This window comes from Providencia sp. M-27, from assembly GCF_011077905.1.
Taxonomy (GTDB): Bacteria; Pseudomonadota; Gammaproteobacteria; order Enterobacterales; family Enterobacteriaceae; genus Providencia; species Providencia huaxiensis.
In genome coordinates, this window is the sequence record NZ_JAALBT010000009.1 from 140,132 (window position 1) to 155,262 (window position 15,131).

Annotated in this window: 12 protein-coding genes; 3 read left to right on the forward strand and 9 right to left on the reverse strand. The window is 42.1% G+C overall.

Annotated elements, in window-relative coordinates; genetic code table 11:
* The first annotated feature begins 12 nt into the window (after window positions 1–12).
* The 3 genes from G6Q48_RS14315 (at window position 13) to G6Q48_RS14325 (ending at window position 3,975) form a co-directional block, all read left to right on the forward strand.
* The gene (locus G6Q48_RS14315) at window positions 13–1,035 is read left to right on the forward strand and encodes a Zn-dependent oxidoreductase (protein WP_102140033.1); all 1,023 of its coding nucleotides are present in this window, start codon (window positions 13–15) and stop codon (window positions 1,033–1,035) included.
* Window positions 1,036–1,097: 62 nt separating this feature from the next.
* A complete protein-coding gene (locus tag G6Q48_RS14320) occupies window positions 1,098–2,507 on the forward strand; it encodes an MFS transporter (protein ID WP_102140034.1) in 1,410 nt (469 codons plus the stop codon).
* The gene (locus G6Q48_RS14325; RefSeq protein WP_166267168.1) at window positions 2,488–3,975 is read left to right on the forward strand and encodes a mannitol dehydrogenase family protein; all 1,488 of its coding nucleotides are present in this window, start codon (window positions 2,488–2,490) and stop codon (window positions 3,973–3,975) included. The genes G6Q48_RS14320 and G6Q48_RS14325 overlap by 20 nt, the downstream gene beginning before the upstream one ends.
* A gap of 44 nt (window positions 3,976–4,019) precedes the next feature.
* On the opposite strand, the gene G6Q48_RS14330 is transcribed toward G6Q48_RS14325, so the two are convergent.
* The 9 genes from G6Q48_RS14330 to fdxH all read right to left on the reverse strand — a co-directional run bounded on the left by G6Q48_RS14330 (window position 4,020) and on the right by fdxH (window position 15,121).
* Window positions 4,020–4,733 (reverse strand): YoaK family protein, encoded by a 714-nt coding sequence (locus G6Q48_RS14330; protein WP_166267170.1) that lies wholly within the window; start codon window positions 4,731–4,733, stop codon window positions 4,020–4,022.
* Window positions 4,730–5,443 (reverse strand): potassium channel family protein, encoded by a 714-nt coding sequence (locus G6Q48_RS14335; RefSeq protein WP_102140037.1) that lies wholly within the window; start codon window positions 5,441–5,443, stop codon window positions 4,730–4,732. Before G6Q48_RS14335 ends, G6Q48_RS14330 begins: the two co-directional genes overlap by 4 nt.
* A 94-nt stretch (window positions 5,444–5,537) precedes the next feature.
* Window positions 5,538–7,271 (reverse strand): nitrilase-related carbon-nitrogen hydrolase, encoded by a 1,734-nt coding sequence (locus G6Q48_RS14340; protein WP_166267172.1) that lies wholly within the window; start codon window positions 7,269–7,271, stop codon window positions 5,538–5,540.
* 225 nt (window positions 7,272–7,496) lie between these two features.
* A complete protein-coding gene (gene frc / locus G6Q48_RS14345) occupies window positions 7,497–8,753 on the reverse strand; it encodes a formyl-CoA transferase (protein ID WP_166267174.1) in 1,257 nt (418 codons plus the stop codon).
* 75 nt (window positions 8,754–8,828) lie between these two features.
* A complete protein-coding gene (gene yfdV, locus G6Q48_RS14350) occupies window positions 8,829–9,773 on the reverse strand; it encodes a transporter YfdV (RefSeq protein WP_004906833.1) in 945 nt (314 codons plus the stop codon).
* Between the two features lie 105 nt (window positions 9,774–9,878).
* On the reverse strand, window positions 9,879–11,582 hold the full coding sequence (gene oxc, locus G6Q48_RS14355; RefSeq protein ID WP_166267176.1) for an oxalyl-CoA decarboxylase: 1,704 nt from the start codon (window positions 11,580–11,582) through the stop codon (window positions 9,879–9,881).
* Between the two features lie 66 nt (window positions 11,583–11,648).
* Complete coding sequence (gene frc / locus G6Q48_RS14360; RefSeq protein WP_102140041.1) at window positions 11,649–12,899, reverse strand: formyl-CoA transferase; 1,251 nt, start codon at window positions 12,897–12,899, stop codon at window positions 11,649–11,651.
* Between the two features lie 621 nt (window positions 12,900–13,520).
* Complete coding sequence (gene fdoI / locus G6Q48_RS14365) at window positions 13,521–14,180, reverse strand: formate dehydrogenase cytochrome b556 subunit (RefSeq protein ID WP_102140042.1); 660 nt, start codon at window positions 14,178–14,180, stop codon at window positions 13,521–13,523.
* Entirely contained in the window at window positions 14,177–15,121 is a 945-nt protein-coding gene (gene fdxH / locus G6Q48_RS14370) for a formate dehydrogenase subunit beta (protein WP_102140043.1), read from the reverse strand. Before fdxH ends, fdoI begins: the two co-directional genes overlap by 4 nt.
* Window positions 15,122–15,131: the final 10 nt, after the last annotated feature.

Consider the following 15,131-nt stretch of genomic DNA (forward strand, 5'->3'; position numbering starts at 1 on the left):
TCGGAGTCAAATATGAAAGCTGTAAAATCGGTAGTAATTAAAGAACCCAATACGTTATTGATTGAAGAACGTTCAGTTCCTGAACCGGCTGAAAACCAAGTACGAGTAAAAGTTCGCTTAGCCGGTATTTGTGGTTCTGACAGCCATATCTACCGTGGCCATAACCCATTTGCAAAGTATCCACGTGTGATTGGCCATGAATTTTTTGGTGTCATTGAAAAAGTGGGTTCAGACGTAGATAGCAAACGCGTTGGTGAACGTGTCTCTATCGACCCGGTCCTTAGCTGTGGTCATTGTTACCCATGCTCAATTGGTAAACCAAATGTGTGTGAAACACTAGAAGTATTAGGTGTTCATACTGATGGTGGGTTCACTGAATATGTCAATGTCCCTGCAGCCAATGCTTATACCATTCCTGATTCAATCAGCGATGAATGTGCTGTTACCGTTGAGCCATACTCTATTGCCGCCAACGTGACTTCCCATGTTCATCCAACTCAAGATGATGTCGCATTAGTCTATGGTGCAGGTACAATTGGCTTAACCTGTGCGCAGGTTCTCAAAGGGGTTTACCAAGTCAAAACCTTAATTATGGTTGACCGCGTGGCTGAGCGATTAGCAAGAGCAAAAGATTGTGGTGCTGATATTGTCATTGATAACTCACAAACCCCATTACCAGAGCAACTCAAAGCACTGGGGCTTCGCCCAACGTTAGTACTTGATGCAGCTTGCCACCCCGCTATCTTACAAGAAGCCATCTTGATTGCGTCCCCCGCAGCAAGAGTTTCGATTATGGGCTTTTCAAGTGAAGCAAGTGCCGTTACACAGCAAAGTATCACCAGCAAAGAGATTTCATTGTTTTCTTCACGCTTGAATGCCAAAAAATTCCCAGAGGTGATTAGCTGGATAGAATCTAAAAAAATTGACCCAACGAAAATCTTGACACATCAGTTCCCATTCACTGAAGCGCAAGAGGCAATCTTAACCTTTGAAAAAGACCAGAAGACCTGCTGTAAAATTCTTTTAACCTTTTAATTTAATTAAAAAAACTAAATCCGATTTTGGATACTACCCTACGTGATTAATAGGATAATAATATGAATACTCAGTCAATTGACCCATCAGGGAAAGTGGAACGCAACTCTGGCGATCTGACCAAAGCTGCCGTTTCAGGCTGGCTAGGAACCGCTCTAGAGTTTATGGATTTCCAGCTTTACTCGTTAGGCGCAGCACTTGTTTTCCATGAAATATTTTTCCCTGAACAATCCGCTTCAATGGCATTAATTCTTGCGATGGGAACTTACGGTGCCGGATATGTCGCACGTATTGTTGGTGCGGTTTTCTTTGGTCAAATGGGCGACCGGATTGGTCGTAAAAAAGTACTCTTTATCACCATCACCATGATGGGGGTGTGTACTACACTAATCGGGGTATTACCGACCTACGCACAGGTAGGTATCCTCGCCCCGCTATTATTAGTTCTTTTGCGAATAATTCAAGGCTTAGGAGCAGGCGCTGAAATTTCAGGTGCAGGAACCATGCTGGCAGAATATGCGCCAAAAGGCCGTCGTGGTATTGTGGCTTCATTAGTAGGTCTGGGAACAAACTGCGGCACATTAAGCGCCACTGCGATTTGGGCGGTTATGTTCTTCTGGTTAGACAAATCAGACTTACTGGCGTGGGGCTGGCGTGTACCATTCTTGGCAAGCTTCGTGGTAATGCTGTTTGCAGTATGGTTACGACTGAACCTGAAAGAAAGCCCTGTATTTGAGAAAGTGCAAAATACGGAAGAACAAGAAGCCAAAACTGCAGTACAAGCACCACCGAAAGAAAGTTTCTTTGCCATGTTCAAGTCTAAAGCATTTTGGTTAGCGACTGGTATTCGTTTCGGTCAAGCAGGTAACTCTGGGTTAATTCAAACTTTCTTAGCGGGGTATTTAGTTCAAAGCCTATTGTTTGATAAAAGCATTCCAACTGATGCAATCATGATCAGCTCGGTTGTCGGTTTCCTGACTATTCCTGTTATTGGTCTGATATCCGATAAATTTGGTCGTCGTATTCCTTATATTATTCTTAGCTTATCTGCCATGTTGCTCGCCTATCCGATGTTATCTGTCATTGTGGACGGCGCAAACAGCGTTAGCTTGATTACCATCTGTATTATTATCGTTCATAACTGTTCAGTACTCGGATTATTTGCCTTAGAAAATATTACGATGGCTGAAATGTTCAACTCACGTAACCGCTTCACCGGTATGGCTGTGGCCAAAGAAATTGGCGGCTTAATTGCCTCTGGTTTAGGCCCAGTTCTCGCAGGTATTTTCTGTAGCATCACCGGAAGCTGGTGGCCGATTGCTATCATGATCATCATTTACTCCGCCATTTCATTAATCAGTGCCATCATCATGCCTGAAGTGAAAGATCGTGATTTAACCAGCACGTTGGATGCAGTTGAAGAGGCTGAACAACAAAAAGGTAAAGTGAAATATGCAACTGTCAACCAATAACCTAAACCAATTACCCGCCACTATCAAAGTACCAAGCTATGATAGGGAACAGGTAAAGGTAAAAATGCTTCACTTAGGTTTCGGCGCGTTCCATCGCGCCCACCAAGCCATCTTTGCAGATATCTTAGCCACAGAACAGCAGAGTGACTGGGGTTTTTGTGAGGTCAATTTAGTCGGTGGTGAGCAACAAATTGAGGATTTACTCGCTCAAGATTGCCTTTATAACGTAGTTGAAATGCAAGGTGATAACTGGCAAACCTGTACGGTGGGGGTGGTAAAAGAAGCATTACACCCGACTATTCATGGAATTGATGCCGTTATCAATCGTATGTTAGACCCTAACATTGCCATCGTTTCCATGACGGTTACTGAAAAAGGCTATTGCTATGTACCTGCGACAGGCTCGATTGATTTTGCTAACCCCGCAATCGCACATGATTTAGCCTCACCAAATGCCCCGAAATCATTACCGGGCCTGATTGTTGAAGCCTTAAAACGCCGTAAAGCACTGGGTATTGCACCATTTACAGTCATGTCCTGTGATAATATGCCTGAAAATGGCCATATCACGAAAAATGTCATTTTAGCGATGGCTGCAAAACAGGATATCGCACTGGCAAATTGGATTGAAACCAATGTCACTTTTCCCTCTACCATGGTGGATAGAATTGTGCCTGCCATGACACCAGACACTGCAGAGAAAATTCAATCTCAACTGGGCCCTATCGTCGATAAAGTCGCCATTGCCTGTGAGCCATTTCGCCAGTGGGTGATTGAAGATAATTTTGTCGCGGGTCGTCCTGAGTGGGAAAAAGCAGGCGCTCAGTTAGTTACAGATGTCATTCCATTTGAAGAAATGAAGCTACGCATGTTAAATGGTAGCCACTCTTTCCTTGCTTATTTAGGTTATTTAGCTGGTTACCAATACATAAATGAATGCATGCAGGATAGCGCGTATGAAAAAGCCGCTTATCACCTGATGGTCAATGAGCAGGCACCAACGTTATCCATCAAAAATGTGGATTTACCCGCCTATGCCAATGCCCTGATTGAGCGTTTCAAAAATACGGGGTTGAAACATCGTACTTGGCAAATCGCGATGGATGGAACGTTGAAATTATCCCAACGTTTACTCGACTCTATCCAAATTCATCTTAAAAACGGCCGATCATTTGATTATTTAGCCTTAGCGGTTGCAGGATGGATGCGTTATGTCAGCGGAAAAGATGATCATGGTGCAGAAATTCAAATCAGCGACCCACAGGCAGTAAAATTAGCTGAGCTCGTTGCAAATAGTACTGATGATGAAAGCCGTGTTCGCGCACTGCTTTCTCTCAACAGTTTGTTCACCGAAGAACTGGTTAATAATTCGTTGTTTACTGAAAAGGTGACAGCATTCTACCTTTCACTACGTGATAACGGTGCCAAGAAAACGGTTGAAGCACTCAACCACCAACACGCCTTGTAACAACATCTTAGCAGGCGGGGCTCTCCCCGCCTCTTTCACCCAAACTAGTTAGAATCTATTGGCATTCCTTTATTTTCTTTCGAAAACTGGTGGCCAAAGAAAAATATCAAACATAGTGGGATTAATGTGGCAAATAAAGCATATTCCTTTACATAATCAGCCAATAACACCATCATGAAAGCCCCGCCAGCAAAACCCAATAGCGTCAAAAAGTAACAATAACTTTTATATAACGCACTTTTTCTTTCTTGGCCTTTAAATGCGATGGACTCTGCCAATGAACTAAAGCCTAGTTGTACATTCAAAGTAACCGCAATATTGCCATATAGCATGCCATTAATCTTATGAAACGCATTACCTTGCATTCCGGCAATAAAAGAAAGAGCCCAAACAGCATGAAACCCATTAGAGTGAACATTAAAGAAAAAAATATAAACAATGAGTAATAATAAAAGGACAATTTCCAGTGATAATAATGTAAATGTCCATGTTTTTTCATCGGTATTATAGCGGTAGCGGATCCATGCCAACAGCATTGCCCCCGCACCAAAGGAAATAATGGAAACAATATAAGGCATCACTGCGGTTAGGCCATGCTTAGCAAACTCATAACCTAACATAATAATATTGCCTGACTGAAAAGTAGCGAATGATTTAGTCGTAAAGAAGGCATATCCATCGAGCATTCCTGACGCAATAGCTAATAAAAATGCGATCGTAGGTAACTGCATAAAAGGAACTTTTGGAGAGGAAATCATAGTTTACTTACCTGTCTTGATGATTCTTTTTCTGACTGACTTAGTCGACTAATAATCGAAGTGATATATACCGTAAAAATAGGAAAAACGGTCATACCCGTGGCTGCCAAAATAGTTGTAATCACTTTCCCTGCACTCGTCACTGGAATAATATTTGAACCCAGCGTGGTAACCGTCATTGCGGCCCACCAAATGGCGTCCCCATACGTCTTAACATCAACATTAAGACCCCGTTCGAAAATATAAAAAATTAAGCTAATAAAATAAACCGTTGAAAAGAGTAAAATCATATAAGATAAAAATAGTGCTGTCGTATTTCGCTTAACAACCATCATCATAAGCATGACAAACGCTGCACCACCACGAAATAAAGGAATAAACCGAATAAGATAAATTTGCTCCTCAGTAAATTTTATCGCGGTGTTATCCAATATAGTCAAATATGGAATAGATAACAGAACAATAATCGCGTATTTTTTAACAAACTTTTTTTTATTTTTTGAAATAAATAAAAAGATAAAAAAATCACAGGTAAAATAGATGCAGATCCAAAATTGAATATCAAAATAGATTGATCGCTTGAGAAAGGGGTCATGATTAAAGGTTTCAATAGAAATACTCGCAATTAAAATCAACGAGGCAACAACCCCTAAAAAGTGGAGTGTTTTAATCCATGTTTCTTGACTACCAAACTGTCGAAAAGTCAGCATATTAATAATCTAAATATTGAAGCCATTAATAGGGCTCTTATTCGTGATAAGATCCCGTTGCTATCTTTTTAATAACAACGGGATGATATAAACATTACTGTGTTAGTGGGGGAAACCAAATAGCTTGCTGACCACTCACCAACCGTTCTTGGTTAATCCAAGTAAAAGGAGCGGGTACCTGAGCTTGCAAACGTACATCTTCAGCCCCTCGTTGTGCTATCAATGTTGGAGTAAGCACGACAGGCTCTGGCCCATAAATCGCGGCTGACGTAGAATCACGTTCGTTTCGCCCGCCACAAACCACCCATAACTGGTTTAATGTAGCGATAGCATAAGGAATAAAATCGGCACGCCCTGTCGGTGGCTCTTCAACCGAAAAAAGATGGCTATCAATCTCCACTTTTAAATCACTCGGCATACCCGCTGGCGCAGCAAGAATATCGGCGCGTAACGTACTATATAACCCCCCTAACTCAGGTACGTCTAATTCATGTGCGGCTGCCAGCGCAATACGGCCAATTGGCGTTGCTGTCACACTCACAGAACTACCCGCTGTTGCCCAGCCACTATCCCGCTCATTAAGATGTGTCACACGATAGCGCGCTAATATATCTCCTAACGGCCCTGCAAGTACTACCGTATGGAACAATCTATCCGTTTCAATTTCAGGGTAGCTTCCAACAATATACCCTTTCCCTTTTTGAGCGGCTTTACACAATGTTTGCTCGAAAATGCCACCTTGTTTTTCAGCATAAGACAAAACAATGTTGGGATCGTTGGTATAAGGTAGTGCGGAAAGCTCAGGAAGCACCAGAAGCTCGTTTTCCCCCACTTGAATTGAGTCTAGTTTAGAAACCGATTTTTCCCACTGCGCTGCAATAAGCGTCGTTTGTGTTATTGTTGACGTGGCATTGATATCTGTTGGGCTGCGATGAAAAGCGAGTGTTGGGAAATATAATTCAGGGCGACGCTTCGCCAGTAATGCATCGCGTTGTGTATCTGCTTCATCTAAATCAATTGTCGCACTATATATACCATTTAGCCCGGGTTCTAGCTCTAGCGGGCTAAGCACTGGAGATTGAGCCACTTTATGTCCTGATGGCGCCCATATGCTCGAACCACCATTATAATAAAGCTGCCCTTTAGTAATTGGATTGGTTTCAATTCCACTACGTGTTGCACAAATTACCCAGACACCGTTAAAAGCACTCATATGCTGCACATGTGCAACGGTTGAGTGATCGCCAAGCATTTCGGCAAGAGTCGCATTCGGCATCATACGGTCGGATACGGAATGCCAACCAATGATTTGCGCCCCTTCTAATGCAGCTAATCGAACATATTGCCAGTAAGTATCATCATAACAAATCAATAGGGCGATACGGCCAATCGGTGTTTCAAAGGTTTTAACACCGGTATTACCTGGTGCAAACACTTTTTGATCTTGAGAATTCAGGCCTATTTTACGATATTTACCAATAATGCCTTCTGGCCCCATCAAAATAGCGGAATTATAGGCTAGCCCTGTTTCGCTATCCCGCTCCGCGATACCGACACTCATATACATCCCTGTACGAGCCAATATAGGCAGTATTGCCGCTGTCGTTTTGCCAGGGATGGTATCTAAATAAGGCGCTAATTCCGTAGAGTCAGAAAATAAATAACCACTCACCGCCGTTTCTGGAAATACAGCGTAATTAACCCCTTGAGCGGCCACTTTTTCTGTCGCTTCGACTAAACGTTGAATATTTCCATTTAAATCTCCCCATGCAGGAATAAAATCAACGGCTGCTACTTTACTGCTTTTTTTTATTTCAGCAATACTCATACAATAATCCTTATTCAAAGAATTTATTAGTAAATAAATAATTTTTTGCTATTGATAAAAATAAATATTAAATAGGAAATATATATCTATAATTCCAAGTCATTTAGGTCATAATAGCCTGAGTGTAGCGGCTATATTTGAATGTATCGAACATCTAAATATAGCCGCCAATATTTATTTTCTTTTTTTAGAAAATTATATTAAGAGCGGATTTAATGTTATTAATTAAATAACATTACTTTTTGTCATTTCTATAATTTGTTCATCGCTATAACCAAGCTCTTTTAATACTTCGTTATTATGTTCCCCTAGCAATGGAGCACTTTTAATTTCAGGAATAAAGGCTGAAAACTTCATTGGGCAACCCACCGTTAAATATGAGCCTCGTTTTGGTTGTTGAACCTCAACAATCGAGCCACTACGACGCAAAGAAGGGTCATCCATAATTTCTTTCATACTTAATACGGCAGAACATGGCACATCAAACTGATCAAAATAATCGGTTAGCGCATGTTTATCTTTGTCTTTGGCGATCTCTTCGATTGCATCCCATACATCTTGGATATGGCTTGCGCGTGCCTGTGTAGTGGCAAAAGCAGGGTCAGTTTTCCACTCGGGACGCCCAATGGCATCACAGGTATTTTCCCAATTATGGTCTTGATTAATAAAATAAATATAAGCATTTGGGTCGGTATCACTGCCTTTACACTTAAGCATCGTTCCTGGTTGTCCTCCCCCACTCGCATTACCGCCGCGGGGAACCGCATCACCAAATGTACCATTCGGATACTGTGGATACTCTTCAAGAAAACCCAGCTTTTCTAGCCGTTGTTGGTCACGCAGTTTCACACGGCATAGGTTAAGTACCGCATCTTGCATCGACATCGTCACACGTTGGCCTTTACCTGTTTTTTCTCGGTGCAACAGTGCCGTCAGTATGCCAATCAATAAATGCATGCCCGTATTACTATCGCCCAATGCTGCAGCACTTACCGTTGGAGGGCCATCAGGAAAACCCGTTGTCGATGCTGAACCACCAGCAGATTGAGCAACATTTTCATAGGCTTTCACATTCGCATACGGCGAGTTCTCATTAAACCCTTTTATCGAACCAAAAATTAACCGTGGGTTGAGCTCTTGGATGTACTCCCACGTAAACCCCATATGGTCGATAGCCCCCGGATGAAAATTTTCAACTAATACATCAGATTGACGTATTAGCTTCTCCATTACGGCTTTTCCCTCTGGCGTTTTGGTATTAAGCTCTAAAGAGCGTTTGTTACTATTTAACATCGTAAAATACAGTGCATCCACATCAGGGATATCTCGCAATTGATTACGCGTCACATCCCCAACCCCTGGCCGTTCAATTTTGATCACATCGGCACCGAACCAGGCAAGCATTTGTGTACAAGATGGGCCTGACTGAACCCCTGTAAAATCAAGAACGCGTATCCCATCAAGCGGTTTTGAAGAAGTCATAATTCACCTTTTTACAAAACTGCCATGACGTAATCTCTCACGCCATGGCAACTCATTTTGCCCCATTGACTCTTTCTATGAAACGAGTCGAGAGATGTAGATCCACGCTGGAGCAGCAATGATAAAACCAAGTACACTCACCGCCAGCGACGCTGTTCCTGTGCGGGTATACAGATTAAAGCGACTTGCAATAATGATCCCAGAGAAAGCAGGTGGTAACGCTCCGGCTAATACCATCATTTGCAGTTGCTCTGTTCCCATATTAAACATCATACCCGCCAGCAACATTAATCCTGGCATTAACACTAGCTTTAATAACGTGTTATAGACAATCTCACCATCGAATTCGAACTTATTCGCGGCTAATGTCAGACCGGCAGCAAATACCGCAACACCTGAGTTTGCTTTCGCGATTAAATCAAATGTCGGGTCCCAAACCGTTGGGATTTTCACACCAACCAGTACCAGTGCAGTCGCAAGTACTGGGGCCCATACGACAGGTTCTTTAAAGGCTGATATTAATGCATCCATACCGCCACCGCCCTTTTTACCTTCCGCATCAGACGGGTTCAGTAAGAATAAGCCAATCGGAATTGTAATGGCATTAACGATGATGGATATAATGGCAACAACTAACCCCGTTGAAACGGTTTCACCATAAATAGGGTCTAAAACCGCGAACCCTAAGAAACCAATTGTTGGAGAACCTGCAATTAATGCACATACTGCGGCTTCGCCACGACTATGTTTAAAAATATATTTACAGCTAAAGAATGAGAAAAAGAAACAAACAAGTAAGACTACAAATGAAATAATAGTCAATTTAGCGTCTGCAAATATCATTTCTCGATTTGCGCGAGCGATAGAAACAAATAATGCAGCAGGTAATGCGTAATTTAATACCAACTTATTAAATGCTTTTGCTTGGTCACTGGTAAACACATTTCTTTTACCACTCACATAACCTAATACCATAATAATAATGATAGGTAATAGGTCGCTCATAAAAATCTTATACATAAAATCAGCCATAAGACCCACCTATTTTTGGCAATAAGACCCCGTACGCCACTCATTAAAAATGAGCCGCGTAGGGTTATCTTTGTTAGTTAACGTTATACTACGTTAATTTTTTACGACAGACTTCGGATTTAAATTACCAATATGGCCACTTTCCGTTCCAACTGCAGGGTCAATAACAACATTTATCAAGGTTGGATGACCCGATGTTAAACCGGCCTTCAAAGCCTCCTGTACTTCTGCAGGCGTTGTTGCTTGATAGCCAATGCCACCAAAAGCCTCAATCATTTTGTCATAACGAGCGCCGCCCATTAAAACGGTAGGAGAAGGGTCTTGGTCACCATGGAGATTTACGCCATCACCACGGTAAATTCCGCCATTATTGAAAATCAAAATAGTGACAGGCAATTTGTAGCGACAAATCGTTTCAATTTCCATACCACTAAAACCGAATGCGCTATCGCCTTCAATCGCCACAACCGGCTTACCACTGGTTACAGCGGCACCGACTGCATAACCCATTCCAACGCCCATCACGCCCCATGTTCCACAATCTAAGCGTTTGCGCGGTTGGTACATATCAATAATATTTCGTCCATTATCAAGCGTGTTAGCGCCTTCATTGACGACATAAACGTCTTGGTGATCGACCAGCACATCTCGGATTGCACGTAACGCATTGAAGTAATTCATCGGAGAAGTGTCAGTGTTTAACTTAACTGCCATTTTCTCGACATTAATTTTCTTGTGCTCATCAATACTAGCGAGCCATTCCGTTGGGGATTTAACAGGGGTTGATTTAAGCCCTGCCAATAAAGACTCAATACTTGAATAAATATCACCAACAACGGGGGCGGTTATTGGCCGGTTACTATCAATTTCGGAAGGTTCAATATCTAACTGAATGAATTGCGTTTCTGGTGACCAGTGCTTACCTTTACCATGGTCAAGCAACCAATTAAGGCGTGCGCCCATTAACACCACAACATCCGCACTGGATAAGGCATATGAGCGAGCAGATGCCGCTGACTGTGGGTGTGTATCTGGTAACAGCCCTTTTGCCATTGACATCGGTAAATAAGGGATACCGGTTGTTTCAATAAATTGGCGAATATTGTCATCCGCTTGGGCATAAGCTGCGCCTTTACCCAAAATAATTAATGGCCGCTTAGCCGATGCCAGCAACTTAAGGGCTTTATTTACTGAATCAGGTGATGGAATTTGTCTTGGTGCAGGGTCTTCAACGGTAAAAATGGTTTTATCCGCAGCGTCTTTATCCATCACAGCAGATAAAACTTCCGTTGTTAAGTCCAGATAAACCCCACCCGGGCGGCCTGATACCGAAACGCGAATAGCTCGAGCGAGTGCGATACCAAGATCTTCAGGTTTATTCACACGATAAGACGCTTTTACAAAAGGTTTTGCCGTGTTCATTTGGTCTAATTCTTCGTAATCACCCTGCTGCAAATCAATTATCGCTCTATCGCTCGAACCACTGATTTGGATCATTGGAAAACCGTTGGTGGTTGCATTCGCGAGTGCCACCATGCCATTTAAAAAACCCGGCGCTGAAACTGTTAAACAGATACCCGGTTTCTGGGTAATAAAACCACTAATTGCAGCAGCATTACCCGCGGATTGTTCATGGCGAAATCCAATATAGCGAATGCCTTCAGCTTGCGCATGCCTTGCCATGTCCGTTACTGGAATTCCAACAACACCGTAGATTGTATCAATGCCATTTTTTTTAAGTGCATCGACAATGATATGCATACCATCAGTCAGGTTTTGGGTTTGATCAGCAGACATGTCTACCTCATAATTAACTGATTGAAAGATTAAAGGGAGCGATTTATCACTCCCAAATTTTTAAAGTTAGATCGCTTTGTTTGTACGCATAGCTGCAATTTCATCTGCGCTATAACCTAGTTCAGTTAGAACTTGCTCGGTGTGCTCACCCAGTAATGGCGCACTTTTGATATCCGGTGTAAAGGAAGAGAATTTCATCGGGCAACCCACCGTCAAGTAAGTTCCGCGTTTTGGCTGCTCAACTTCAACAATACTTCCACTCTTACGCAGAGATTGGTCTCGTGCAATTTCACGCATACTGAGTACAGGGGCGCAAGGTACACCGTATTTACTCAAATATTCGACCGCTTCATGTTTATCTTTATCCGCTAAGAATTTTTCAATTTCAGCAAAAATATCAAAGATATGAGGCTGACGAGCCTTTGGTGTATTGTAAGCAGGGTCAGTTGCCCATTCAGGCTTACCAATAGCGACACAGGTTTGCTCCCAGTCCTGTTCTTGGATAGTAAAATAAATATAAGCATTTGGGTCAGTTTCCCAGCCTTTACATTTTAAGATCCAACCTGGCTGCCCACCACCGCCTGCATTACCACCACGAGGAACAGCATCACCAAACGTACCATTTGGATATTGCGGGTATTCTTCAAGGTAACCAATTTTCTCTAAACGTTGCTGGTCGCGAAGTTTGACACGGCACAAGTTAAGAACAGCATCTTGCATCGACATAGTCACTCGCTGGCCTTTTCCTGTTTTCTCGCGATGTAATAGCGCGGCAAGTAAGCCAATCAACAAATGCATACCCGTATTACTATCACCTAACGCAGCGGCACTCACTAATGGAGGGCCATCCCAAAAACCTGTAGTAGAGGCGGCGCCACCTGCTGCCTGAGCAACGTTTTCATAAGCTTTAACATCTGCGTAAGGCGAGTCTTCATCAAAGCCTTTGATAGAGCCAAAAATCAGGCGAGGGTTTAGTTCTTGAATGTGCTCCCAAGTAAAACCCATATGGTCAATCGCACCTGGGTGGAAGTTCTCAACGAGGACGTCGGCCTGCTTAATCAGCCGCTCCATAACCTCTTTGCCTTCAGGTGTCTTTGTATTTAATTCCACTGAACGCTTATTACTATTAAGCATCGTGAAATACAGCGCATCCACATCAGGGATATCCCTTAATTGATTACGCGTGACATCTCCAACTCCCGGACGCTCAATCTTAATAACATCCGCACCGAACCATGCTAACATTTGAGTACAAGATGGTCCTGATTGTACTCCAGTAAAATCGAGCACTTTTATACCTTGTAAAGGAAGATCCATGTATTACCTCTTTATTTAGCCATCGTATATGGAATGGAATGAATTATATTTAATAGAAAATTTGAATTATTTTAAATACAATAACAATTCACTCCATTAAATTATATTCAATAATTATCAACTATTTGTATTAAATATCACTATCGATGTCCAGTAATTAACTAATTAAATTTACTTTTAACTCAATAGCCCTAAAATAAAATAAAATACAGCAATTAATTTTATTACTGTTCAATAAATGAATAATGATAAAACCAAATAATCTATGTATTATTTAGATGCTCTTAATTAGACTTTATTTAACCCATCGAATAAAGACAAACAATAAAACACAAAAAACAAATAAATAACAAACAGATAGAAAAATAAAATGTAAAAAAAACCATTATTAGAAATAATTCAATAATAACCGCGATTTTATTGAGTTATTTCTAATAATTAAAATGCAAAAATCAGTTCAATGTTGAAAACGATTAGTTCTAAAAAATGTTTTTTATATTGAAATTAAATATAAAAATAGTAGCAGCTTAAAATAAGCACTATTATAGTAAAAAAAAACCCACAAAGTCGACTTTGTGGGTTTTAGATTTTTAACAAACATATACCGTTTGCTAAATACCTTTATGTATTCTTTTCTTGCTCTTGCTTTTGTTGCTTTTCTTTTTCAAGAAGTTGGCGGTACCACAGCGGGTGGTGCTTTCTTGCCCAGCCACGGGTAACCCAACCTTCAACCATCGCACGAACTGAGCCTTTCACCCAGATCGCCGCATAAGCGTGAACCACAATCATGATAATCAGCGCAATTGCAGAGAGCGAGTGAATAAGGATCGCCGCACGATAAACAGGGATTGGGAAGTAATCGGCGAAATAAGGACGCCACATGATCACTCCTGTGACCACCAGCGCCAATAAGCAGATAGTCACCACCCAATACACCCCTTTTTGACCGAGGTTATATTGGCCAACATCGCCCGCTTCTTCGTTTTTCAGTACTTTACCGATATTTTTTGCCCACTTGATATCTTCTTTATTAATGAAGTTATGGTGGAAATAACGGAAAAACATAAATACGAACAGCAAGAACATCGCCGTCCCCACGAATGGATGCAAAATTCGCGACAGCTGTGGCGTGCCTAAAATGTTCATAAACCAGTTTAGTGAAGGGAAAAAGAACCCTAGCCCACTGATTGCGGTGAACAAAAAGCAAATCACAACCGCCCAGTGATTGATCCTTTCAATCGGTTTATGGCGGATAATTTTGTCGTTATCATCTGGCATCATTTCTGATCCTCCCCTTCTTTTGATTTCGAAGTGTCAGATGACATTGCATTATGCAAATCTTCTAAAGCCTCTTCTTCATCTTTTTTGGAGACGCGGTTCGGACCAATACCCACATAGTGGAAGATGGCCGCCGCAAATGTTGCAGCAAAACCAACCGCTGCTAACGGCTTCCAGATACCTTTCCAGAAAGTCACTGTTGGGCTGATTGTCGGGTTCTCCGGCAATCCGTGATACAGCTGAGGTTTATCTGCATGGTGCAGAACGTACATCACGTGCGTACCACCAACACCTTCAGGGTCATATAAACCTGCGTTTGCATAACCACGTGTTTTCAGCTCATCAACACGCTCGCCAGCCATGTTAATCATGTCCTCTTTGCTACCAAAATGGATAGCGCCTGTTGGACAGGTTTTCACACATGCAGGTTCTTGACCGACTTCAACGCGGTCAACACACAGCGTACATTTGTATGCGCGGTTATCTTCTGGGTTGATACGCGGTACATCAAACGGGCAACCCGCGATACAATAACCACAACCAATACAGTGCTCTGATTGGAAATCAACGATACCGTTTTTGTACTGAACTATTGCGCCTTCTGAAGGACACGCCTTCAGACAGCCCGGGTCAGCACAGTGCATACAGCCATCTTTACGGATCAGCCATTCAAATTTATCGTTCTCTTCCACTTCAGAGAAGCGCATTACCGTCCATGACTTAGCGGTTAAATCTGTTGGGTTATCATATACCCCAACGTTAGTGCCGATTTTGTCACGGATGTCGTTCCATTCGGAACACGCGACCTGACAAGCTTTACAGCCGATACAGGTCGTCACATCGATAAGCTTTGCAACTTCTTCCTTATAGTCCCGCACTTGAGGCGCGGGAGTCAGGGAATTGGTGGCAGAGCGACGAATAATGTCCTGAGATTGCATTGACATAATTTATCTC